General features: G+C 68.2%; 21 protein-coding genes. 3 read left to right on the plus strand and 18 right to left on the minus strand.

The genetic code is table 11. From position 1 onward, the window contains the following. Positions 1-12 precede the first annotated feature (12 nt). The 3 genes from ACGFU7_RS11340 (at position 13) to ACGFU7_RS11350 (ending at position 3,897) form a co-directional block, all read left to right on the plus strand. Positions 13-1,209 carry a sensor histidine kinase gene (locus tag ACGFU7_RS11340; protein ID WP_393694905.1) on the plus strand — a complete coding sequence of 399 codons (1,197 nt, stop codon included), beginning with the start codon at positions 13-15 and terminating at the stop codon, positions 1,207-1,209. Next, positions 1,206-1,856: a response regulator gene (locus tag ACGFU7_RS11345; RefSeq protein WP_393694528.1), complete on the plus strand. Its 651-nt coding sequence runs from the start codon at positions 1,206-1,208 to the stop codon at positions 1,854-1,856. The genes ACGFU7_RS11340 and ACGFU7_RS11345 overlap by 4 nt, the downstream gene beginning before the upstream one ends. Positions 1,857-2,025: 169 nt before the next feature. Then, entirely contained in the window at positions 2,026-3,897 is a 1,872-nt protein-coding gene (locus ACGFU7_RS11350) for a glycosyl hydrolase family 18 protein (RefSeq protein ID WP_393694530.1), read from the plus strand. 94 nt (positions 3,898-3,991) lie between these two features. Here ACGFU7_RS11350 and ACGFU7_RS11355 read toward each other — a convergent pair whose 3' ends face one another. The 18 genes from ACGFU7_RS11355 to ACGFU7_RS11440 form a co-directional block, all read right to left on the minus strand. Further along, complete coding sequence (locus ACGFU7_RS11355) at positions 3,992-4,438, minus strand: DUF2550 domain-containing protein (protein ID WP_393694907.1); 447 nt, start codon at positions 4,436-4,438, stop codon at positions 3,992-3,994. Positions 4,439-4,573: 135 nt separating this feature from the next. Continuing rightward, positions 4,574-4,948, minus strand: a complete 375-nt coding sequence (locus tag ACGFU7_RS11360) for a F0F1 ATP synthase subunit epsilon (protein ID WP_393694532.1) — start codon at positions 4,946-4,948, stop codon at positions 4,574-4,576. A gap of 110 nt (positions 4,949-5,058) precedes the next feature. Continuing rightward, positions 5,059-6,501, minus strand: coding sequence for a F0F1 ATP synthase subunit beta (gene atpD / locus ACGFU7_RS11365; RefSeq protein ID WP_393694534.1), 1,443 nt, complete (start codon positions 6,499-6,501; stop codon positions 5,059-5,061). Then, positions 6,501-7,415, minus strand: coding sequence for a F0F1 ATP synthase subunit gamma (locus ACGFU7_RS11370; RefSeq protein ID WP_393694536.1), 915 nt, complete (start codon positions 7,413-7,415; stop codon positions 6,501-6,503). Before ACGFU7_RS11370 ends, atpD begins: the two co-directional genes overlap by 1 nt. A 3-nt stretch (positions 7,416-7,418) precedes the next feature. Beyond that, complete coding sequence (atpA, locus tag ACGFU7_RS11375; protein ID WP_393694538.1) at positions 7,419-8,990, minus strand: F0F1 ATP synthase subunit alpha; 1,572 nt, start codon at positions 8,988-8,990, stop codon at positions 7,419-7,421. Between the two features lie 138 nt (positions 8,991-9,128). Beyond that, the gene (locus tag ACGFU7_RS11380; RefSeq protein ID WP_393694540.1) at positions 9,129-9,944 is read right to left on the minus strand and encodes a F0F1 ATP synthase subunit delta; all 816 of its coding nucleotides are present in this window, start codon (positions 9,942-9,944) and stop codon (positions 9,129-9,131) included. Then, positions 9,941-10,486, minus strand: coding sequence for a F0F1 ATP synthase subunit B (locus tag ACGFU7_RS11385; RefSeq protein WP_393694542.1), 546 nt, complete (start codon positions 10,484-10,486; stop codon positions 9,941-9,943). The genes ACGFU7_RS11380 and ACGFU7_RS11385 overlap by 4 nt, the downstream gene beginning before the upstream one ends. Before the next feature lie 43 nt (positions 10,487-10,529). After that, positions 10,530-10,769 (minus strand): ATP synthase subunit C, encoded by a 240-nt coding sequence (locus ACGFU7_RS11390; protein WP_005311859.1) that lies wholly within the window; start codon positions 10,767-10,769, stop codon positions 10,530-10,532. 73 nt (positions 10,770-10,842) lie between these two features. Next, complete coding sequence (atpB, locus tag ACGFU7_RS11395) at positions 10,843-11,679, minus strand: F0F1 ATP synthase subunit A (RefSeq protein ID WP_393694908.1); 837 nt, start codon at positions 11,677-11,679, stop codon at positions 10,843-10,845. A 210-nt stretch (positions 11,680-11,889) separates the two neighbouring features. Further along, positions 11,890-12,327, minus strand: a complete 438-nt coding sequence (locus ACGFU7_RS11400; RefSeq protein ID WP_393694544.1) for a hypothetical protein — start codon at positions 12,325-12,327, stop codon at positions 11,890-11,892. Between the two features lie 262 nt (positions 12,328-12,589). Beyond that, a complete protein-coding gene (locus ACGFU7_RS11405; RefSeq protein WP_393694546.1) occupies positions 12,590-13,975 on the minus strand; it encodes an MraY family glycosyltransferase in 1,386 nt (461 codons plus the stop codon). A 92-nt stretch (positions 13,976-14,067) separates the two neighbouring features. After that, positions 14,068-15,333: a serine hydroxymethyltransferase gene (gene glyA, locus ACGFU7_RS11410; RefSeq protein WP_393694548.1), complete on the minus strand. Its 1,266-nt coding sequence runs from the start codon at positions 15,331-15,333 to the stop codon at positions 14,068-14,070. A gap of 157 nt (positions 15,334-15,490) precedes the next feature. Beyond that, positions 15,491-16,132, minus strand: coding sequence for a protein-tyrosine-phosphatase (locus ACGFU7_RS11415; protein ID WP_393694550.1), 642 nt, complete (start codon positions 16,130-16,132; stop codon positions 15,491-15,493). Next, positions 16,129-16,776 (minus strand): L-threonylcarbamoyladenylate synthase, encoded by a 648-nt coding sequence (locus ACGFU7_RS11420; protein WP_393694552.1) that lies wholly within the window; start codon positions 16,774-16,776, stop codon positions 16,129-16,131. The genes ACGFU7_RS11415 and ACGFU7_RS11420 overlap by 4 nt, the downstream gene beginning before the upstream one ends. 64 nt (positions 16,777-16,840) lie before the next feature. Beyond that, positions 16,841-17,686 carry a peptide chain release factor N(5)-glutamine methyltransferase gene (prmC, locus tag ACGFU7_RS11425; RefSeq protein ID WP_393694554.1) on the minus strand — a complete coding sequence of 282 codons (846 nt, stop codon included), beginning with the start codon at positions 17,684-17,686 and terminating at the stop codon, positions 16,841-16,843. A gap of 42 nt (positions 17,687-17,728) precedes the next feature. Continuing rightward, a complete protein-coding gene (gene prfA, locus ACGFU7_RS11430) occupies positions 17,729-18,805 on the minus strand; it encodes a peptide chain release factor 1 (RefSeq protein WP_393694556.1) in 1,077 nt (358 codons plus the stop codon). Between the two features lie 155 nt (positions 18,806-18,960). Next, on the minus strand, positions 18,961-19,185 hold the full coding sequence (gene rpmE / locus ACGFU7_RS11435; protein ID WP_037689259.1) for a 50S ribosomal protein L31: 225 nt from the start codon (positions 19,183-19,185) through the stop codon (positions 18,961-18,963). Positions 19,186-19,327: 142 nt separating this feature from the next. After that, a complete protein-coding gene (locus tag ACGFU7_RS11440; RefSeq protein WP_393694557.1) occupies positions 19,328-20,431 on the minus strand; it encodes an LCP family protein in 1,104 nt (367 codons plus the stop codon). Positions 20,432-20,557 lie beyond the last annotated feature (126 nt).

The following is a 20,557-nucleotide window of genomic DNA, read 5'->3' on the forward strand; positions in this document are numbered from 1 at the left end:
TTGGATAGGAGGGTGCTCCCCTACGCCCGCCCGCACCGCCACGACGTGCTCATCGCTGCCATCGGTCTCTGCGGCGGTCTGTTCCTGTGGATGCTCGGGCTGCACATGCAGGGCGACCGGACCTTCGTCGCCCCCTGGATCTCCCTGCTGCCGCTCGCCGTCGTCTCGGCGCTCGAACTGGTACGCAGGACTGCTCCGCAGACGGCGCTGGTCGTCGGCACGCTCGCACTGGTCGCGGACCAGTTCACGGTCGGCAATCTGGCGACGGTCCTGATGTTCACCGATCTGATGTACGCGGCCGTGCTGTACGGGACACCGGCCGCCGCCCGCCGTATCCCGGTGACCACGTTCCTGATCACGGTCGCGGTCACGATCGGGTTCCTGGCATGGTTCCGCAATCCCCAGGCGCTGCTCATCGGCGTGGTCAGCGGAATGATCTCGTTCCTGCCCGCCATCACCGGGGTCAGCGTCCGCAACCACCGCGACGCCGCCGAGACCGCCAGGCTGCGCGCCGATCAGACCGCGCTGCTGGCCGAAATGGACCGCGCCCAGGCGGTGACCGCCGAGCGCACCCGGATGGCCCGCGAGCTGCACGACATGGTGGCGAACCATCTCTCCGCGATCGCCATCCACTCCACCGCCGCCCTCTCCATCGACGACCCCGGCACCTCGCGCGACGCGCTGGGGGTGATCCGGGAGAACAGCGTCGACGGTCTCGCCGAGATGCGCCGGCTGATCGGGCTGCTGCGCACCGGCGGCGCGAGCCCGGAGCCGAGCGCCTCGCCGACGCTCGCCTCGCTGGACGCACTGGTCGAGCAGACCCGCACGAACGCCGCGTCGAGCGGACTGACCTGCGCCTTCGAGGACACCCGCGGCGATCAGGGCCCGTTGCCCGCGCCGGTCGAGCTGGCCACCTACCGGATCGTCCAGGAGTCCCTGACGAACGCACTCAAGCATGCCGCGCCCGGCCCGGTCGTGGTGCGGCTCGGGCGGGCCGGGCAGCTGCTCACGGTGGAGGTCAGCAGTGTGTTCGGGGACCGTCCCGGGCCGCGCGCACCCGGATCGGGGGCCGGCCTGGTGGGGATGCGGGAGCGGGTGGCGCTGCTGGGCGGAGAGATCGAGGCGGGTGCGGTGAGCACCGGCAGCGGGACGGAGATCTGGCGGGTACGGGCCGAACTGCCCGTGGAGGAAGGGACCGTGAGGGCATGACGATCCGGGTTGTGGTCGCCGAGGACCAGTCGGCCGTCCGTGCGGGGCTGGTGCTCATTCTGCGCAGCGCGCCGGACATCGAGGTCGTCGGCGAGGCGGGGGACGGCGAGGAGGCGGTACGTCTGGCCCGCGAGCTGCGACCGGATCTGGTGCTGATGGACATTCAGATGCCGCGCCTCGACGGGGTGTCGGCGACCGGGCAGGTGGTGGCCGAGCAACTCGCGGATGTGCTGGTGCTGACGACGTTCGATCTGGACGAGTACGTCTTCGGCGCGCTGCGGGCGGGGGCTGCGGGCTTTCTGCTGAAGAACACCGATGCGCACGATCTGCTCGAAGCGGTACGTACGGTGGCGCGCGGCGAGGGGATGATCGCCCCGGCCGTGACGCGCCGCCTGATCGCGGAGTTCGCCGGGAGCACCCCCGTACGGCATGCGAACACGCCGGATCCGGCGGTGCTCGACGCTCTCACCCGGCGGGAGCGGGAGGTGCTGGGCGCTCTCGGCGCGGGGCTGTCGAATGCCGAGATCGCGGTCCGGCTCTCGATGGCCGAGGCGACGGTGAAGACGCATGTCAGCAGGCTGCTGGGCAAGCTGGAGATGCGCAGTCGAGTCCAGGCGGCGGTACTCGCACGGGAGTTGGGCATTTGAGGTTTACTTCCGGCCTTTGGTCCAGACCTCTTGACGATTGGTCCAGACCTTCCTAACCTCACCGAACACACTGCGGTGAGCACGCCATGACAAAGCGTGCTCAGGGCGGCGCAGGGTTTGCAGTCCACGGACCACCCCCGTTTGTCCGGACCTCACCCGAGGAGCACCGTTGAGCACTGAAACCCCCCTACGCCGGACCCGACTCAGACTCGGGACCGGAAGAGCCACCAGATCCAGAGCGGTCGCGGGCCTCACCGCACTGCTGCTTCCGCTCGCCGCGATGGTCGGCCTGGCCTCCCCCGCCGAAGCCGCCACCTCGGCAACCGCCACGTACCTCAAGAAGTCCGACTGGGGCACCGGGTTCGAGGGCCAGTGGACGGTGAAGAACACCGGCACCACCGCCCTCTCCTCCTGGACCATCGAGTGGGACTTCCCGTCGGGCACCGCGGTCAGCTCCGCCTGGGACGCCACCGTCACCAGCTCCGGAACCCACTGGACCGCCAAGAACGTCGGCTGGAACGGCTCGGTCGCACCGGGCGCCAGCGTCTCCTTCGGCTTCAACGGCACCGGCACCGGCGCCCCCACCGGCTGCAAGCTGAACGGCGCCTCCTGCGACGGCGGCAGCGTTCCCGGCGACAACGCCCCCTCCGCGCCCGGCACTCCGGCCGCGAGCAACATCACCGACACCGGCGTGAAGCTCACCTGGACAGCTGCCACCGATGACAACGGCATCAAGAACTACGACGTGCTGCGCAACGGCAACAAGGTCACCACGGTCACCGGCCTGACCTACACCGACAGCGGGCTGACCGCCGGCAGCGACTACTCGTACACGATCCAGGCGCGCGACACCGCCGACCAGACGGGCCCGGTCAGTGCCTCGGTGGCCGTACACACCACGGGCGGTGGGGGAAACCCCGACCCCGGCAGCAAGGTCAAGCTCGGTTACTTCACCGAGTGGGGCGTCTACGACCGCAATTACCACGTCAAGAACCTGGAGACCAGCGGCAGCGCGGCCAAGATCACGCACATCAACTACGCCTTCGGCAACGTCACCGGCGGCCAGTGCGCGATCGGCGACGCCTACGCCGCTTACCAGAAGACCTACGACGCGGCCTCCAGCGTCGACGGCACCGCCGACACCTGGGACCAGCCGGTGGCCGGCAACATCAACCAGCTGCGCGAGCTGAAGAAGAAGCACCCGGGCCTCAAGGTCCTCTGGTCCTTCGGCGGCTGGACCTGGTCCGGCGGCTTCACCCAGGCCGCGCAGAACCCCACCGCCTTCGCCAACTCCTGCTACAACCTGGTCGAGGACCCCCGCTGGGCCGATGTCTTCGACGGCATCGACATCGACTGGGAGTACCCCAACGCCTGTGGTCTGACCTGTGACACCAGCGGCCCGGCCGCCCTGAAGGGCATCACCTCGGCGCTGCGCACGAAGTTCGGCAGCAACAACCTGGTGACGGCCGCCATCACCGCCGACGCCTCCACCGGTGGCAAGATCGACGCCACCGACTACGCCGGCGCCGCCCAGTCCCTGAACTGGTACAACGTGATGACGTATGACTTCTTCGGCGCCTGGGCAACAACGGGCCCGACCGCCCCGCACTCCCCGCTCACCTCCTACAGCGGCATCCCGCAGGCCGGCTTCAACTCCGCCGATGCCATCGCCAAGCTGAAGGCCCAGGGCGTCCCCGCCTCGAAGCTGCTCCTCGGCATCGGCTTCTACGGCCGCGGCTGGACCGGTGTCACCCAGGACGCGCCCGGCGGCACCGCCACCGGTGCGGCCCCCGGCACGTACGAGGCGGGCATCGAGGACTACAAGGTCCTGAAGACCAGCTGCCCGGCCACCGGCACGATCGCCGGTACGGCGTACGCGCACTGCGGCACCAACTGGTGGAGCTACGACACCCCGGCCACCATCGCGTCCAAGATGACCTGGGCGAAGGGCCAGGGCCTGGGAGGCGCGTTCTTCTGGGAGTTCAGCGGTGACACCACCAACGGTGAGCTCGTCAGCGCGATCAACAACGGTCTGAAGTAGCCCCCGCTCAGCACCGCGCACAACCCCGAAAAGCAGCCGGGGAGACAGGTCCGCTCCCTGTCTCCCCGGATTTCGTTCGTCCCTGTACGGGCGCTCAGGCCACGTTCACCCTCTGGCCGGGCGGAGCCGCCTCCAGCCAGGCGAGGAACCCGGTCAGCGCATCCTCGCTCATGGCCAGCTCCAGGCGGGTCCCACGATGGAGACAACCGAGCACCACGGCGTCGGACAGGAGCGCCAGCTCCTCCTCGCCCTCGGGCAGCCGACGGGCAACCACCTCGATCGCGGAGCGCTCCAGCCCCCGGCGCGGGCGGGGAGCGTACGAAAAGACCCGGAACCAGTCGATCCGGTCGCCGCTGTACCGGGCTACCCCGTACACCCAGCCCTTGCCCGAGAGATCGGGCTCCTCCGGCACATTCCATCGCAGGCTGCAGTCGAAGGTCCCACCGGAGCGCTGAATCAGCCGCCGGCGCAGACCGAAGACGAAGAGACCAACCGCGACCAGTGCGACGACCAGCCCGCCCACCCACAGCGCGAGGAACATCTCCACCGACCTCCTCGCATCGTCGAGTAACGGATACCGCCATAACCGCACCTGCATCGCCTCAGCCGCGGCACGGTCTGGAGTGGTCTCCAGCTCGGGCCGCGGCTGAGGGTAAAGCTACGTTGTCGCGGTGCGCTAGCGCGCCGCCACCGCACGCAGTCGCACTTCGGCGCGCCGCTCGGAGCCGGCGTCCGTGTCCGACTTCGCACGCTCCAGCGCACGCTCGGCGCGCTGGACATCGATCTCGTCCGCCAGCTCCGCGATCTCCGCGAGCAGCGAGAGCTTGTCGTCCGCGAACGAGATGAAACCGCCGTGCACAGCGGCGACCACGGTCTCGCCGTCGCTCGTACGGATCGTCACCGGGCCCGATTCCAGCACACCCAGAAGCGGCTGGTGACCGGGCATGACGCCGATGTCGCCGGACGTGGTGCGCGCGACGACCAGGGTGGCCTCGCCGGACCAGACACTGCGGTCCGCGGCGACCAGCTCGACGTGCAGCTCAGCAGCCAAGGGTGGCTCCTCGGGTCACCACCCGGCCGTTGAGGCCGGGTGTTGGGTCAATTCTACGGGGCGTGGTGAGGGGGGCGGGACGCACCCACCCCCCTCGGTGAGCCAGGGGCTCAGGAGACGCCGAGCTCCTTGGCGTTGGCCTTGAGGTCCTCAATGCCACCGCACATGAAGAACGCCTGCTCCGGGAAGTGGTCGTACTCACCGTCGGCGATCGCGTTGAACGCGGCGATCGACTCGTCGAGCGGAACGTCCGAACCGTCCACGCCGGTGAACTGCTTGGCGACGTGGGTGTTCTGGGACAGGAAGCGCTCGATGCGACGGGCGCGGAAGACGGTGAGCTTGTCCTCCTCGCCGAGCTCGTCCATACCGAGAATGGCGATGATGTCCTGGAGGTCCTTGTACTTCTGCAGGATTCCCTTGACCCGCATGGCGGTGTCGTAGTGGTCCTTCGCGATGTAGCGCGGGTCCAGGATCCGGGACGTGGAGTCCAGCGGGTCCACGGCCGGGTAGATGCCCTTCTCGGAGATCGGACGGGAGAGAACCGTCGTCGCGTCGAGGTGGGCGAAGGTGGTGGCCGGAGCCGGGTCGGTCAGGTCGTCCGCGGGGACGTAGATCGCCTGCATCGAGGTGATCGAGTGACCGCGGGTCGACGTGATCCGCTCCTGCAGCAGACCCATCTCGTCGGCCAGGTTCGGCTGGTAACCCACCGCGGACGGCATACGGCCGAGCAGGGTGGACACCTCGGAGCCGGCCTGGGTGTACCGGAAGATGTTGTCGATGAAGAAGAGCACGTCCTGCTTCATCACATCGCGGAAGTACTCCGCCATGGTCAGACCGGCAAGCGCGACCCGCAGACGGGTGCCCGGGGGCTCGTCCATCTGGCCGAAGACAAGGGCGGTCTTGTCGATGACGCCCGAGTCCTGCATCTCCTCGATGAGGTCGTTGCCCTCACGGGTACGCTCACCGACGCCCGCGAACACCGACACACCGTCGTGGTTGTTGGCGACGCGGTAGATCATTTCCTGGATCAGAACGGTCTTGCCGACACCGGCACCACCGAACAGACCGATCTTTCCACCCTTGACGTACGGGGTGAGAAGGTCGATGACCTTGACGCCGGTCTCGAACATCTCGGTCTTGGACTCGAGCTGGTCGAAGCTGGGCGCCTTGCGGTGGATCGGCCAGCGCTCGGTGACCTCGGACTCGGCCTCGGGCTTGTTCAGGATCTCACCAAGGGTGTTGAACACCTTGCCCTTGGTCATCTCGCCGACCGGCACCGTGATGCCGGAACCCGTGTTCGTCACCGGGGCCTGGCGGACCAGACCATCGGTGGGCTGCATCGAGATCGCGCGGATCACGCCGTCGCCGAGGTGCTGGGCGACCTCGAGCGTCAGCTTCTTGAGCTTGCCGTCCTCGGCCGGGTCGGCCACCTCGACGGTCAGCGCGTTGTAGATCTCCGGCATCGCGTCGACGGGGAACTCCACGTCGACGACCGGGCCGATGACCCGGGCGACGCGGCCCGTGGCAACGGCCGTCTCAACTGTGGTCGTCATTACTTGTCACTCCCCGCGGTCGCGTCGGCCAGTGCACTGGCACCACCGACGATCTCGCTGATTTCCTGGGTGATTTCGGCCTGGCGGGCCGCGTTGGCAAGCCGGGAGAGGCTCTTGACGAGCTCCCCGGCGTTGTCGGTGGCCGACTTCATCGCGCGACGGCGGGCAGCGTGCTCGGAAGCAGCGGCCTGCAGCAGTGCGTTGTAGATCCGGCTCTCGACGTACCGCGGAAGCAGGGCGTCCAGGACGTCCTCCGCCGACGGCTCGAAGTCGAAGAGCGGCAGGATCTCTCCCTTGCCGTCCTCCTCCTTCGTGGTGTCGAGGCTGAGCGGCAGCATCCGGTCGTCCACCGGGTTCTGCGTCATCATCGAGACGAACTCGGTGAAGACGATGTGCAGCTCGTCCACGCCGCCCTCGGCGGTCTCCTTGGTGACCGCCTCGATCATCGGGGCAGCGGCCCGCTTCGCATCCGCGTACGTCGGGCTGTCGGTGAAGCCGGTCCACGACTCCGCGATCTTGCGCTCGCGGAAGCCGTAGTAGGCGACACCCTTGCGGCCGATCACATACGTGACGACCTCCTTGCCCTCACCGCGCAGCCGCTCGGTCAGCTGCTCCGCGGCCTTGATGGCGTTGGAGGAGTAACCGCCGGCCAGGCCGCGGTCGCTCGTGACGAGCAGGATCGCGGCCCGTGCCGGAGTCTCGGCCTCGGTGGTCAGCGGGTGCTTGGTGGTGGAACCGGTCGCCACCGCGGTGACCGCACGGTTCAGCTCGGTGGCATACGGCATCGAGGCCGCCACCTTGCGCTGCGCCTTGACGATGCGCGAGGCGGCGATCATCTCCATCGCCTTGGTGATCTTCTTCGTGGCGGTGACGGAGCGGATGCGGCGCTTGTAAACGCGAAGCTGAGCGCCCATCGATCAGCCCTCGCCCAGGAGCTTGCCGTCCGAGGTCTCGAACTGCTGCTTGAAGGCCGCGACTGCGTCGGCGACCGACTGCAGCGTGTCGTCGGACATCTTGGCGCCCTCGGCGATGCTGGTCAGGAGGTCCTTGCGCTCACGGCGCAGGTACTCCAGCAGCTCGCTCTCGAAGCGACGGATGTCCTCGACCGGGACGTCGTCCATCTTGCCGGTGGTGCCGGCCCAGATGGAGACGACCTGCTCCTCGACCGGGTACGGCTGGTACTGCGGCTGCTTCAGCAGCTCGACCATGCGCTTACCGCGCTCCAGCGACGCCTTCGAAGCCGCGTCCAGGTCGGAACCGAAGGCGGCGAACGCCTCCAGCTCGCGGTACTGGGCGAGGTCGACACGGAGTCGGCCGGAGACCTGTCGCATGGCCTTGTGCTGGGCGGAGCCACCGACACGCGAGACCGAGATACCGACGTTCAGGGCCGGACGCTGGCCGGCGTTGAACAGGTCGGACTCCAGGAAGCACTGGCCGTCGGTGATGGAGATGACGTTGGTCGGGATGAACGCCGACACGTCGTTCGCCTTGGTCTCGACGATCGGGAGGCCCGTCATCGAACCGGCGCCCATGTCGTCGGAGAGCTTCGCGCAGCGCTCCAGCAGACGCGAGTGGAGGTAGAAGACGTCGCCCGGGTAGGCCTCGCGGCCCGGCGGACGGCGCAGCAGAAGCGACACGGCGCGGTAGGCGTCGGCCTGCTTCGAGAGGTCGTCGAAGATGATCAGGACGTGCTTGCCCTGGTACATCCAGTGCTGACCGATGGCCGAACCGGTGTACGGCGCCAGGTACTTGAAGCCGGCCGGGTCGGACGCCGGGGCGGCGACGATGGTCGTGTACTCGAGCGCGCCGGCCTCTTCGAGGGCACCGCGCACGGAGGCGATGGTGGAGCCCTTCTGACCGATGGCGACGTAGATGCAGCGCACCTGCTTGTTCACGTCGCCCGTGCGCCAGTTGTCGCGCTGGTTGATGATCGTGTCGACGGCCAGAGCGGTCTTACCCGTCTGACGGTCACCAATGATCAGCTGACGCTGGCCGCGGCCGATCGGCACCATGGCGTCGACGGCCTTGTAGCCGGTCTGCATCGGCTCGTGCACCGACTTACGGACCATGACGCCAGGGGCCTGCAGCTCGAGGGCGCGACGGCTGTCGGTCGCGATCTCGCCGAGACCGTCGATCGGGTTGCCGAGCGGGTCGACGACGCGGCCGAGGTAACCCTCGCCGACGCCGACGGAGAGCACCTCACCGGTGCGCTGCACCGGCTGGCCCTCTTCGATGCCGCTGAACTCGCCGAGGACGATCGCACCGATCTCGCGCTCCTCGAGGTTGAGGGCGAGACCGAGGGTGCCGTCCTCGAACTTCAGCAGCTCGTTCGCCATGGCCGAGGGAAGACCCTCGACCTTCGCGATGCCGTCGCCGGCAACGCTGACCGTACCGACCTCCTCGCGCGAGGCCGCGTCCGGCTTGTACGACTGGACAAAGTTCTCCAGCGCGTCCCGGATCTCCTCCGGCCGGATCGTGAGCTCCGCCATCTGGGTTCCCTGCTCTCCTTGTTGGGCCCGAAGTTTCTTAAGGGGGTCTGGGGGCCGACCCCCAGGAATCTTCTGCAATTTCTGCACGGCCCAACCGGGCCGCTGGTCTTGCTCTGTTCTGTTGCTGCGCTGCGCTGGTCAGCCGGCCATGCGACGGGTCGCCTCGTCGAGACGCTCCGCGATGGTGCCGTTGATGACCTCGTCACCGACCCGCACCGCGATCCCGCCGAGGACCGTGGGGTCCACATCGAGATTCAGGTGCATCGGCCGTCCGTAGATCTTCGCCAGTGCGGCGCCGAGGCGCTGCTTCTGCTGATCGCTCAGCGGCACTGCCGAGGTGACCACGGCGACCATGCGGTCCCGGCGCTCCGCGGCGAGCTTGGAGAGGGACTCGAGTCCCGCTTCCAGGCTACGTCCACGCGGCTGAGTCACAAGGCGCACGACGACGCGCTCGGTGGTGGGCCGTGCCTTGCCGCCGAGCAGGCTGTGCAGCAGCTCCCTCTTGGCGGCGACGGACGCCGACCGGTCGGTGAGCGCGGCGCGCAGCGCCTTGTCGGAGGCGACGATCCGGCCGAACCGGAACAGCTCGTCCTCGACGTCGTCCAGGTCTCCGCTGCGCTGGGCGGCGGTGAGGTCTGCGATGTTCGCCAGTTCCTCGACCGAGTCGACCAGGTCACGCGACTGCGACCAGCGGGAGCGGACCATGCCGGAAATCAGGTCGACGGTCTCGCCGCCCACCTGACCGCGCAGCAGTCGTCCGGCCAGCTCGGCCTTGGCCTCGCCGGCCTGCGACGGGTCGGTCAGGACCCGCCGCAGTGAGACCTCGCGCTGGAGCAGCGCCGTTACGGCGGCCAGCTCCTCGGCGAGCTTCGCCGCGTCGACCGACGTGTTGTCGGTCAGCGCGTCGAGACGCTCACGTGCGGCAGCCAGTGCCTCGCGGCTCGCGCCGTTCATCGGACAGCCTCGGCCTTCGCCTCGAGCTCGTCGAGGAAACGGTCGACGGTGCCGCTCTGCCGGGCGTGGTCCTCAAGGGACTCGCCGACGAGCTTGCCGGCCAGGTCGGTGGCGAGCTTGCCCACGTCCTGGCGCAGCGCGGAAGCCGCAGCCTTGCGGTCTGCCTCGATCTGGGCGTGGCCGGCAGCGATGATCTCCTCGCGCTGCCGCTGGCCTTCCGCCCGCATCTCCTGCAGGATCACAACGCCCTGCTCCTGCGCCTCCTGGCGCAGGCGCGCGGCCTCGTGACGGGCCTCGGCGAGCTGAGCCTTGTACTGCTCAAGAACGCTCTGGGCCTCGGTCTGGGCCGCATCGGCCTTTTCGATACCGCCTTCGATGGCCTCGCGACGCTCGTCCAGAACCTTGTTGATGTTCGGGAGGAGCTTCTTGGCGAGGAAGCCGAAGACGATCAGGAAGGCGATGAGGCCGATGACGAGCTCAGGGATCGGCGGGAAGAGCGGGTTTTCCGTCTCTTCGGCCGCGAGCTGAACCAGGGGGTTCACATCAGTGCCTTTCGTCTCGGTTTACTGTCCGTCGGCCTGAAGATCAGGAACCGTAGACGAACGGCATGACCAGACCGATCAGGGCGAGCGCCTCACAGAAGGCGAAGCCGAGGATCTGGTTGGCGCGGATGAGGCCGGCGGCCTCGGGCTGGCGGGCGAGAGCCTGGGTGCCGTTACCGAAGATGATGCCGACGCCGACGCCGGGACCGATGGCGGCGAGGCCGTAACCGATGGAGCCGAGAGCCTTCAGGTCGCCAGTGACAGCGGCGAGGGTCTGGGACATGCCAGTCTTCCTTCTCTTTCAAGGACCGGTGGGGGTTGGCCACCGGACGAATAAGGGTCGGAGCGCGAGATGCTCAGTGGTGCTTGGCGAGCGCGCCCTGGATGAAGGTGCAGGTCAGGAGTACGAAGACGTACGCCTGAAGCGCCTGGACGAAGAGCTCGAACGCGGTCATCACGATGACCATCACGAACGAGACACCGGCGTAAGCGATACCGATGCCGTTGAGCAGGTACCAGCTGGCGATCGTGAACAGCAGCAGGAGGGTGTGACCGGCGAACATGTTCGCGAAGAGTCGCACCGCGTGGGTGAAGGGGCGGACCAGCAGGTTCGAGAAGAACTCGATGAGCATGGCCAGCGGGAGCACCGCGCCGAGCGACTTGTCGTAGCCGGTGATGTTCTTGAAGGCGCCCACGAACCCGTGCCGCTTGAAGGTCAGACTGACCCACAGGACGTACACGATCAAGGCCAGCACGATCGGGTACGAAATGATCGACGTCACCGGGAACTGAGCGACCGGGATGATCGACCAGAGGTTCATCATCCAGACGAAGAAGAACAGCGAGACAACGAGCGGGACGTACTTCTCGCCCTCACGTTTGCCGATCGTCTCGTACACGATGCCGCGGCGGATGAAGTCGTAGCCGCTTTCGGCAACCATCTGCAGCTTGCCCGGGACGACCTTCGGCTTCCGGAAGGCGGCCCAGAAGAAGCCGACGATGACGACCGAGCCGAGCAGGGCCAGCAGCATCGGCTTGTTGAAGTACAGGTTGCTGTCCGCGTCGCCCCAGAGGGGCTCGAACAGGAACGAGTGCAGGCCGGGTGCCGGGAAACCACAACCGTCGAAGATGTGGCAATCGGTCTCGAAGGCGAGCACCTGTGTCGGGTCAGCACTCACCGCGGGCTCCTTCAGCGTGGCGCATAGGTACGGCAACCTCGTTGTGTCGGCGCGGCGCGCAGCCGCGGTTCGGCACTGGACTGGTGTTACGGATGTGTGAGCGGCAGTCAGGCATTGAGCCTCGCGATCGAGCAGGCGTCAGCTCACATGCCCGCGCCCGCAGTGCCGCAGTTGGAACCGGACGATAGCAGGGTCCTGGACTTGCACTTATTCCGCCCCTACCCTTCACGTCTTCGACCCCGTGTTCTTGGGCTTTTCGCCCTTGTCGGACTCGGGTTCGACGTAAAGGATCTTGGCCTTCATGTGCGCACGCGCCTGTGCGCCGATCCACACGAGGGTCGTCACGACCAGCGTGATCGCGAAGGCCTTCGGGTTGAACAGCGTGGTGTTCTTGAATGCGGCGACAAAAATGAACAGCAGGAGAAGCTGAGCCGTATACAGCATCAGCCCCATCGCCTGGAACAGGTGAGGCAGAGACCTCGCGGTCCGTTGCAGGACCATGAGCCCGATCCCCATGAAGAGGATCACCACGATCGTCGCAACGACCGCGCCCAGGGCTCCCTTGCCACCGGCAACGCCACCGCTGATGGCGGCGGCAACAGCGCCGGCGACAGCGGTGGGTACGGCGGTCTGGAGGAGAGTCCGGACGTCGTTGGACGGCATGGCGGCAGCTCCGCTTGCAGGGGGTGGGCAGTGTGTCGTCATGGACGAGCGTAGGCCCGGTCCGAGGCGATGCCTCGGGCCAATGGACCGCGCTACTCAGGTCCTTCGGCTCCGTCACCGGGCTTAGTGAACGGTATCACAAACTATTTGATGAGGTCTTTACCAAGAAAGTGTGCTTGCTGTCACACGTGAGAGTGAACCTGCGCGTGTGAGCAAGACAACGCAACGTCTTGTCTGGTATTGCCCCTCGGTGACCGAATCGTCAGCGCGCGGAATCGGCCTTATCTCTGTCCGAAAGACGCGAACGGGGGCCGATCGCAGTCGCCCCGTTGACGCCGGAGACTCCCACGACGATCGGGGCCCGCTCCTGGAGCTCGTGACCCTCCTGCCCCATCTGCGTTTCCAGCGGCCCCTGTTGGGTCTCGGGCGCCGGTGAGGATTCCGCCTCGGGTGCCTCGTCCTTGCTGCGGCGACGGCGGTAGCGGGGCGGTACGAAGCGTTCCGCCCAGTGCGGCGCCCGCGGGGTGAAGCGGGGCATCAGCAGCAGTACGAGGCCCAGCGCGCTCAGCCCCATGACCACCAGCACGATCCATAGGGACGCCGAGTGCACGGAGTAGCCGACCGCGCCGAAGGCGATCAGGGCCGACCAGAAGTACATGATCAGCACGGACCTGCTGTGCGAATGGCCGATCCCCAGCAGCCGGTGGTGCAGATGGCCGCGGTCCGCCGCGAACGGCGACTGGCCGTTCCACGTACGCCGCACGATCGCCAGCACCAGGTCGGCGGCCGGGATCGCGATGATGGTCAGCGGCAGCAGCAGCGGGATGAAGACCGGCAGCATCGCGTGGGTGGCCTCGCGCTCACTGCCGGCGAAGAGCTTCATCGTGTCCGGGTCGACCTGCCCGGTGACCGAGATCGCACCGGCCGCCAGCACCAGGCCGATCAGCATCGAGCCCGAGTCGCCCATGAAGATCCGGGCCGGATGCATGTTGTGCGGCAGAAAGCCCAGGCACATGCCCATCAGGATCGCCGTGAAGAGCGTCGCGGGGGCCGCCGCCTCGATCATGTGCCCGTACCAGAGCCGGTACGTGTACAGGAAGAACGCCGCGGAGGCGATGCACACCATGCCCGCCGCGAGACCGTCCAGGCCGTCGACGAAGTTGACCGCGTTGATGGTGATGACGACCAGAGCGACCGTGAGCAGCGTGCCCTGCCACTGGGTGAGCGCGACGGTGCCGACGCCGGGGATCGGCAGCCACAGAATCGTCAGGCCCTGGATGACCATGACAGCGGCGGCGATCATCTGCCCGCCGAGCTTGATCAGTGCGTCGATCTCGAACTTGTCGTCCAGCACGCCGATCAGCCAGATCAGCGCGGCCCCGGAGAGCAGCGCCCGCGGTTCGCTGGAGAGCTGGAAGACGCCGTCGAGGTTGTACAGATGATCCGCGACGATCAGTCCGGCGCACAGTCCGCCGAACATGGCGATGCCACCGAGCCTCGGTGTCGGTTCTCGGTGGACGTCACGCGCACGGATCGCGGGCATCGCCCCGACCGCGATGGCGAACTTTCGCACCGGGCCGGTCAGCAGATAGGTAACCGCGGCCGTGACACAGAGCGTCAGCAGGTAATCACGCACGGGCTGCCCCATAGATTTCGCCGGCCATCTCAGCCCACACCTTAACTACGTCGGGCTCATGGTTGAGGACACAGAGGCCGGGCCGATGGTTGCACGGACCACGTCTACCCCGGATAGGGCGGATATTTCCGGGCCAGTTCCTGAACCTCGGCGCGGATGTCGCTCTCCTCACGTACCGCTGCTCCGAAGAGCACGGCCAGCCGTGCCATGTCGGCGTCGTCCATGCCCTGGGTGGTGACGGCCGCGGTGCCGAGTCTGATGCCCCGGGTGTCCCCGTACGGAAGCGCGCAGGTGTCCAGCACCAGGCCCGCCGCTGCCAGCCGGGCGCGGGCGGTGGGTCCGTCGACGCCCAGCGGGGCCGGGTCCGCGACGATCAGGTGGGTGTCCGTGCCGCCCGTGGTGACCTCGAAGCCCTCGGCCTCCAGACCTGCGGCCAGCACCCGGGCATGGGCCACCACCAGATGGGCGTACGCCGTGAACGCCGGAGTGGCCGCCTCCCCGAACGCGACGGCCTTCGCGGCGACCGTGTGCATCTGCGCACCGCCCTGGGTGAAGGGAAAGACCGCCCGGTCGATCCGCTCGGCCAGCTCCGCACCGCACAGGATCATCCCGCCGCGCGGACCTCGCAGCACCTTGTGCGTGGTCGCGCAGACCACATCGGCGTACGGGACGGGGCTCGGAGCCGCTCCCCCGGCGATCAGCCCCATCGGGTGCGCGGCGTCGGCGATGAGATACGCGCCCACCTCGTCGGCGATCTCCCGGAACAGTTCGTAGTCGGGATGGCGGGGGTACGAGATCGAGCCGCTGACGATCGCCTTGGGGTGGTGCGCACGGGCCAGGGTGCGCACCTGCTCGTAGTCGATCAGGCCGCTCTCGGAGTCCACCCCGTAACCGATGAACTCGAACCAGCGGCCGGAGAAGTTGGCGGGCGAGCCATGGGTGAGATGTCCGCCGTACGGAAGTCCCATCGCGAGCACCGTGTCGCCGGGGCGCAGCAGGGCCGCGTACGCGGCGAGGACGGCGGAGGAGCCGGAGTGCGCCTGGACGTTGGCGTGTTCGGCGCCGAAGAGCGAGGTGGCCCGCCGGCAGGCGATGCGTTCGGCGGCGTCGGCCTGCTCGCAGCCGCCGTGGTAGCGGGCGTCGGGGTAACCCTCGGCGTACTTGTTGGCGAGCGGTGAGCCGAGGGCGGCGAGGACCGCGGGCGAGGTGAAGTTCTCGGCGGCGATCAGCTGCAGGCTGTTCGACTGCCGGTGCAGCTCCCCCAGCAGCACGGCGGCGATCTCCGGGTCCTCCCGGAGCAGGGCGCCGAAGTCCTGCGGCAGGGCGGTTCCGGCGACGGAGGTGGGTGCGGCAGGAGTGGTGACCGGCATCTGACGGCTCCGGGCCTGGGGAGGGGTGCGCTGACGTCAGCTCCAATGTAGGCCCGTGACGACCCCCCTGCCTGCTGTGCGGCCACGCCGTACACCCGTTGGGCCCCCAAGTGCCGGGCTGATGCGTACGGCCGTCAGAGTGGCGCAGGCGCGAGCGTCAGTGCGGGGCGGGTACGCCGGTCAGCGCGGTGACGACCGGGTCGAGGGCCTGGTTGATCTCGTCGCCGATGGAGCGGAAGAACGTGATCGGGGCGCCGTACGGGTCGTACACCTCGTCGGCCTCGGCGGTGGGGGCCAGCAGCCAGCCGCGCAGCGCGGCCGCGGCGCGGACCAGTGCGCGGGCGCGCTCGACCACACCCTCGTCGCGCGCGTCCGGCAGCGTCGCGGGGTCTATGGCCCGGACCAGTCGGGTGAATTCCTTGAGCGTGAACGTCCTCAGGCCGGCCGAGTGACCCATCGAGATCACCTGGGCGCGGTGGTCGCGGGTGGCGGTGAGGACGAGATCGGCGCGGATCACGTGCTCGTCGAGTAGTTCGCGGCCGACGAAGCCGGTGGCGTCGGCGCCGAAGTCGGCGAGGACGATCTCGGCGTTGGCCTCCATGGGAGCGCCTTCGTGGCCCCAGGTGCCGGCGCTCTCCACGATCAGGCCGCCCTGACGCGGATCGCCGAGGCGGTCCACCAGGGCATGGCGGGTCAGCCGCTCGGTGATCGGCGAGCGGCAGACGTTGCCGGTGCTGACGTGGAGGATGCGGAAAGTATCGGTCCGCCCCGCTATGCCACGCCCCTCAGGGGCGGTCAATTGGCCACCTCGAGGTCGGGTACCACCTTGCGGAGTTCCTCGGCACTGAGCGCACCGGTGCGCAGCAGTACGGGGACCTTGCCGGTCACGTCGACGATCGACGACGGCACGATGCCGGGCGTCGCGCCGCCGTCGAGGTAGACGGAGACGGAGTCGCCGAGCATCTCCTGGGCGGCATCGCAGTCCTCGGGGGCCGGGTGTCCCGTGAGGTTGGCGCTGGAGACGGCCATCGGGCCGACCTCGGTGAGCAGCTCGATGGCGACCGGGTGCAGCGGCATCCGGATGGCGACGGTGCCGTGGGTGTCCCCGAGGTCCCACTGCAGCGACGGCTGGTGCTTGGCAACGAGCGTGAGGGCGCCGGGCCAGAAGGCGTCGACGAGCTCCCAGGCCTGCTCGGAGAAGTCGGTGACCAGTCCGTGCAGGGTGTTCGGGGAGCCGATCAGGACGGGCGTCGGCATGTTGCGGCCGCGGCCCTTGGCGTCCAGCAGGTCGGCGACGCCCTCGGAACTGAAGGCGTCCGCACCGATCCCGTACACGGTGTCGGTGGGCAGCACGACCAGTTCGCCGCGGCGGACGGCCGACGCGGCCTCACGCAGACCCGTCGTACGGTCGGTCGCGTCGTTGCAGTCGTATCGCCGTGCCATCAGCCGGCCTCCTCAAGCATGTACGGGTATGGCGGGTACAGGTCGTGCGGGCGGTGGCCGCCGGTCACGGCATGGCCTTGCGGGCCGTGGCGAACCGCGGCCGGTTGTTCAGGTCGGGGTGGTCGGCCGCATCGGCCCAGCCGCGTTCCTCGGTGAAGATCCACGGCACCTGGCCGCCCTGGGTGTCGGCGTGCTCGATGACGACGAGGCCGCCGGGGCGCAGCAGGCGGTGTGCGGTGCGTTCGATGCCGCGGATGGTGTCGAGGCCGTCCTCGCCGGAGAAGAGGGCCATCTCCGGGTCGTGGTCACGGGCCTCGGGTGCCACGTACTCCCATTCGGTGAGCGGGATGTACGGCGGGTTGGAGATGACCAGGTCGACCTGGCCGTCGAGCTCGGGAAGAGCCGTGAGCGCGTCTCCCTGGTGGACGGTGACCCTGGACCCCTCGGCGTTCTTCCTGGTCCACTTCAGGGCGTCGTCGGAGAGCTCCACGGCGTGCACGCGTGAGCGCGGCACCTCCTGGGCCATGGCCAGGGCGATGGCGCCCGATCCGCTGCAGAGGTCGATGATGAGCGGCTCGACGACATCCATCGCGCGGACGGCGTCTATCGCCCAGCCGACGACCGATTCGGTCTCCGGGCGGGGGACGAAGACGCCGGGTCCGACCTGGAGCTCCAGGTAGCGGAAGAAGGCGCGTCCGGTGATGTGCTGCAGCGGTTCGCGGGCCTCGCGGCGGGCGATGGCCTCCCAGTAGCGGGCGTCGAAGTCCGCGTCCGGCACGTTGTGCAGCTCGCCCCGCTTGACGCCGTGCACAAACGCGGCGAGCTCCTCCGCGTCGAATCGCGGTGAAGGCACACCGGCGTCGGCCAGCCGCTGGGTGGCCTGGGCCACCTCGGCGAGCAGCAGGTTCATCGCGGTTCTCCGTACGGGGTCACGGGCGGGGCGGGCTCGGTCTTATGCGGCGGCGAGCTTGGCTGCGGAGTCGGCGTCGACACACGCCTGGATCACGGAATCCAGGTCGCCGTCGAGCACCTGGTCCAAGTTGTACGCCTTGAATCCGACGCGGTGGTCCGAGATCCGGTTTTCCGGGAAGTTGTACGTACGGATCTTCTCGGAACGGTCGACCGTACGCACCTGGCTGCGTCGTACGTCCGAAGCTTCCTGCTCGGCGGCTTCCTGGGCGGCCGCGAGCAGTCGCGAACGCAGGATACGCATGGCCTGCTCCTTGTTCTGGAGCTGGCTCTTCTCGTTCTGGCAGGAGGCGACGACACCGGTCGGCAGGTGGGTGATGCGGACCGCCGAATCCGTGGTGTTGACGGACTGGCCGCCGGGGCCCGAGGAGCGGTAGACGTCGATACGGAGATCGTTGGCGTGGATCTCGACGTCGACCTCCTCGGCCTCGGGCGTGACGAGCACACCGGCGGCGGAGGTGTGGATACGGCCCTGGGACTCGGTGGACGGCACCCGCTGCACGCGGTGCACCCCGCCCTCGTACTTCAACCGGGCCCACACGCCCTGGCCGGGCTCGGTGGCGCCGTTGCCGCCCTTGGTCTTCACGGCGACCTGGACGTCCTTGTAGCCGCCGAGCTCGGACTCGGTGGAGTCGATGATCTCGGTCTTCCAGCCGACGCGCTCGGCGTAGCGCAGATACATCCGCAGCAGATCGCCGGCGAACAGGGCGGACTCGTCGCCGCCCGCGCCCGCCTTGATCTCCAGGAGCACGTCCTTGTCGTCGCTGGGGTCGCGCGGGACCAGGAGGAGGCGGAGCTTCTCGGTGAGCCCTTCGCGCTGCTTCTCCAGGACCTTGACCTCGGCGGCGAAGTCGGGGTCGTCGGCGGCGAACTCGCGTGCCGTCTCGATGTCGTCCCCGGTCTGCTTCCAGGAGCGGTACGTACCGACGATCGGGGACAGCTCGGCATAGCGCTTGTTGAGCTTGCGCGCGTTGGCCTGGTCGGCGTGGACCGCGGGATCCGCGAGCTTCTTCTCGAGATCGGCCTGTTCGCCGATCAGTTCCTCGACCGCCTCGAACATCTTCGGGCTCCTGGTTTCTTCACTCAAACGTGCCTGCTGGACGGCTTGATGCTGTCCGGGCCCGGGTACGGGGACGGCCCGTACCCCGGACCGGAAAAAAACGCCGGTCTCGGCGCCCCCGGGAAGAGGGCGCCGAGAACCGGCGCAGTGGCTCGCTACTTGCTGGCGGAGCCGGCAGCCTTGCCGAAGCGGGCCTCGAAGCGGGCCACGCGGCCACCGGTGTCGAGGATCTTCTGCTTGCCCGTGTAGAACGGGTGGCACTCGGAGCAGACGTCGGCGCGGATGTTGCCGCCGCCGATGGTGCTCCGGGTCGTGAACGACGCGCCACAGGTGCAGCTGACCTGCGTCTCGACGTACTCGGGGTGGATGTCGCGCTTCAAGGGTTTCTCCTAGGTTCGGGAGGGCGCCGGGTCGTACGCGCGGATTGCGCGTCCGTGAACCGGGGCCGACGTACCAGTCTGCCAGGACCGGCCGTATCTCCCAAAACCGGGGGCGGGCCGCAACTATTCCCGGCTCGCCCGGTCACTGCACGACACTGCCCGCGACGCCCTTGTCGCCCGCCGACTTCTCGGTGGCGGAGGCGGGGATGGCCTTGTCGTGCTTGAGCGCCGTCCACACCTGCTGGGCGGACTCCTCCAGCGGTACGACGCGGTTCGGGTCGGCCGGGTCGTACTGCACGGGCAGGGTGACCATGTGGACGTTCTTGGAGCCGAGCCCCTTGAGGCCGTTCGCGAAGCCGGTGAGCTGCTTGACCGAACCCAGGTCGGAGTCGGTGGTGATGGCCTTGGTCGCCGTGTCCGCGAGGTCGAAGAGAGTCTTCGGGTTCGAGAACACTCCGACGCTCCTGGCCTGTTCCATCAGCGCCTTGATGAACGCCTGCTGGAGCTGGATGCGGCCGAGGTCGCTGCCGTCGCCGACGCTCTTGCGGGTGCGGACGAGGCCCAGCGACTGTTCGCCGTCGAGCGTGTGGGTGCCGGGTTCGAGGTTCAGATGGCTCTTGGAGTCGTTGATCGCCTTGGTGGTGGTGATCTTCACGCCGCCCAGCTCGTCGATGAGCTTCTTGAAGCCGGTGAAGTCGACTTCGAGGTAGTGGTCCATGCGGATGCCGGACATGGACTCGACGGTCTTGACCGCACAGGCCGGGCCGCCGACCTCGTACGCCGTGTTGAACATCGCTCGCCGCTGGCCCGCGACGGGCTGCCCCGTGGTGTCGCTGGTGCAGTCGGGGCGGGTGATGAGGGTGTCGCGCGGGATGGAGACGACGGAGGCCGTCTTGTGGCCCTTGTTGAGGTGCACGACCATCGCGGTGTCGGAACGGGCCGCGCCCTCGTCGGCGCCGTACTCGGAGTTCGCGCCGGAGCGGGAGTCCGAGCCGAGCACGAGGATGTCCTCGGAGCCGTTGTCGACGTTGTCGGGGCGGTTCTTGCCGAGCGCCGCGTTGATGTCGACGGCCTTGAGATTGCCGTTGAGTTTGAAGTAGGCGTATCCGAGGCCGCCGCCGCCGACGACCACGGCACCTGCCAGGGTCCAGGCGGCGATCACCGTCGCCCTGCGGCGACGGGAAGGCCTCTTCCGGCGTGTGCCGGTGGGCCGTATTCGGCCGCCGCTCCCGCTCTGCTCGGTCATCCTTCTCCTTCGGTCGTCAGCTTCTCCCGGCTACCCCCTGCAGCGGCGTTCGGGCACTGATTTGTCGGCTTTGGCGACTTGTTGTCACTTCGTACGACGTCGCGGCACGAAGAAGGGTTGCACAGC

It is taken from the genome of Streptomyces sp. NPDC048473, assembly GCF_043200155.1.
Lineage (GTDB): Bacteria > Actinomycetota > Actinomycetes > Streptomycetales > Streptomycetaceae > Streptomyces.

What these genes read in the sequence shown, in the direction of transcription:
- ACGFU7_RS11345 (WP_393694528.1), top strand. Translation starts at nt 1,206, where the DNA reads ATGACGATCCGGGTTGTGGTCGCCGAGGACCAGTCGGCCGTCCGTGCG.
- ACGFU7_RS11355 (WP_393694907.1), bottom strand. Translation starts at nt 4,438, where the DNA reads ATGTTCCTCGCGCTGTGGGTGGGCGGGCTGGTCGTCGCACTGGTCGCG.
- atpD (WP_393694534.1), bottom strand. Translation starts at nt 6,501, where the DNA reads ATGACGACCACAGTTGAGACGGCCGTTGCCACGGGCCGCGTCGCCCGG.
- ACGFU7_RS11370 (WP_393694536.1), bottom strand. Translation starts at nt 7,415, where the DNA reads ATGGGCGCTCAGCTTCGCGTTTACAAGCGCCGCATCCGCTCCGTCACC.
- atpA (WP_393694538.1), bottom strand. Translation starts at nt 8,990, where the DNA reads ATGGCGGAGCTCACGATCCGGCCGGAGGAGATCCGGGACGCGCTGGAG.
- ACGFU7_RS11380 (WP_393694540.1), bottom strand. Translation starts at nt 9,944, where the DNA reads ATGAACGGCGCGAGCCGCGAGGCACTGGCTGCCGCACGTGAGCGTCTC.
- ACGFU7_RS11390 (WP_005311859.1), bottom strand. Translation starts at nt 10,769, where the DNA reads ATGTCCCAGACCCTCGCCGCTGTCACTGGCGACCTGAAGGCTCTCGGC.
- ACGFU7_RS11400 (WP_393694544.1), bottom strand. Translation starts at nt 12,327, where the DNA reads ATGCCGTCCAACGACGTCCGGACTCTCCTCCAGACCGCCGTACCCACC.
- ACGFU7_RS11405 (WP_393694546.1), bottom strand. Translation starts at nt 13,975, where the DNA reads ATGGGGCAGCCCGTGCGTGATTACCTGCTGACGCTCTGTGTCACGGCC.
- glyA (WP_393694548.1), bottom strand. Translation starts at nt 15,333, where the DNA reads ATGCCGGTCACCACTCCTGCCGCACCCACCTCCGTCGCCGGAACCGCC.
- ACGFU7_RS11420 (WP_393694552.1), bottom strand. Translation starts at nt 16,776, where the DNA reads ATGGCACGGCGATACGACTGCAACGACGCGACCGACCGTACGACGGGT.
- prmC (WP_393694554.1), bottom strand. Translation starts at nt 17,686, where the DNA reads ATGAACCTGCTGCTCGCCGAGGTGGCCCAGGCCACCCAGCGGCTGGCC.
- prfA (WP_393694556.1), bottom strand. Translation starts at nt 18,805, where the DNA reads ATGTTCGAGGCGGTCGAGGAACTGATCGGCGAACAGGCCGATCTCGAG.
- ACGFU7_RS11440 (WP_393694557.1), bottom strand. Translation starts at nt 20,431, where the DNA reads ATGACCGAGCAGAGCGGGAGCGGCGGCCGAATACGGCCCACCGGCACA.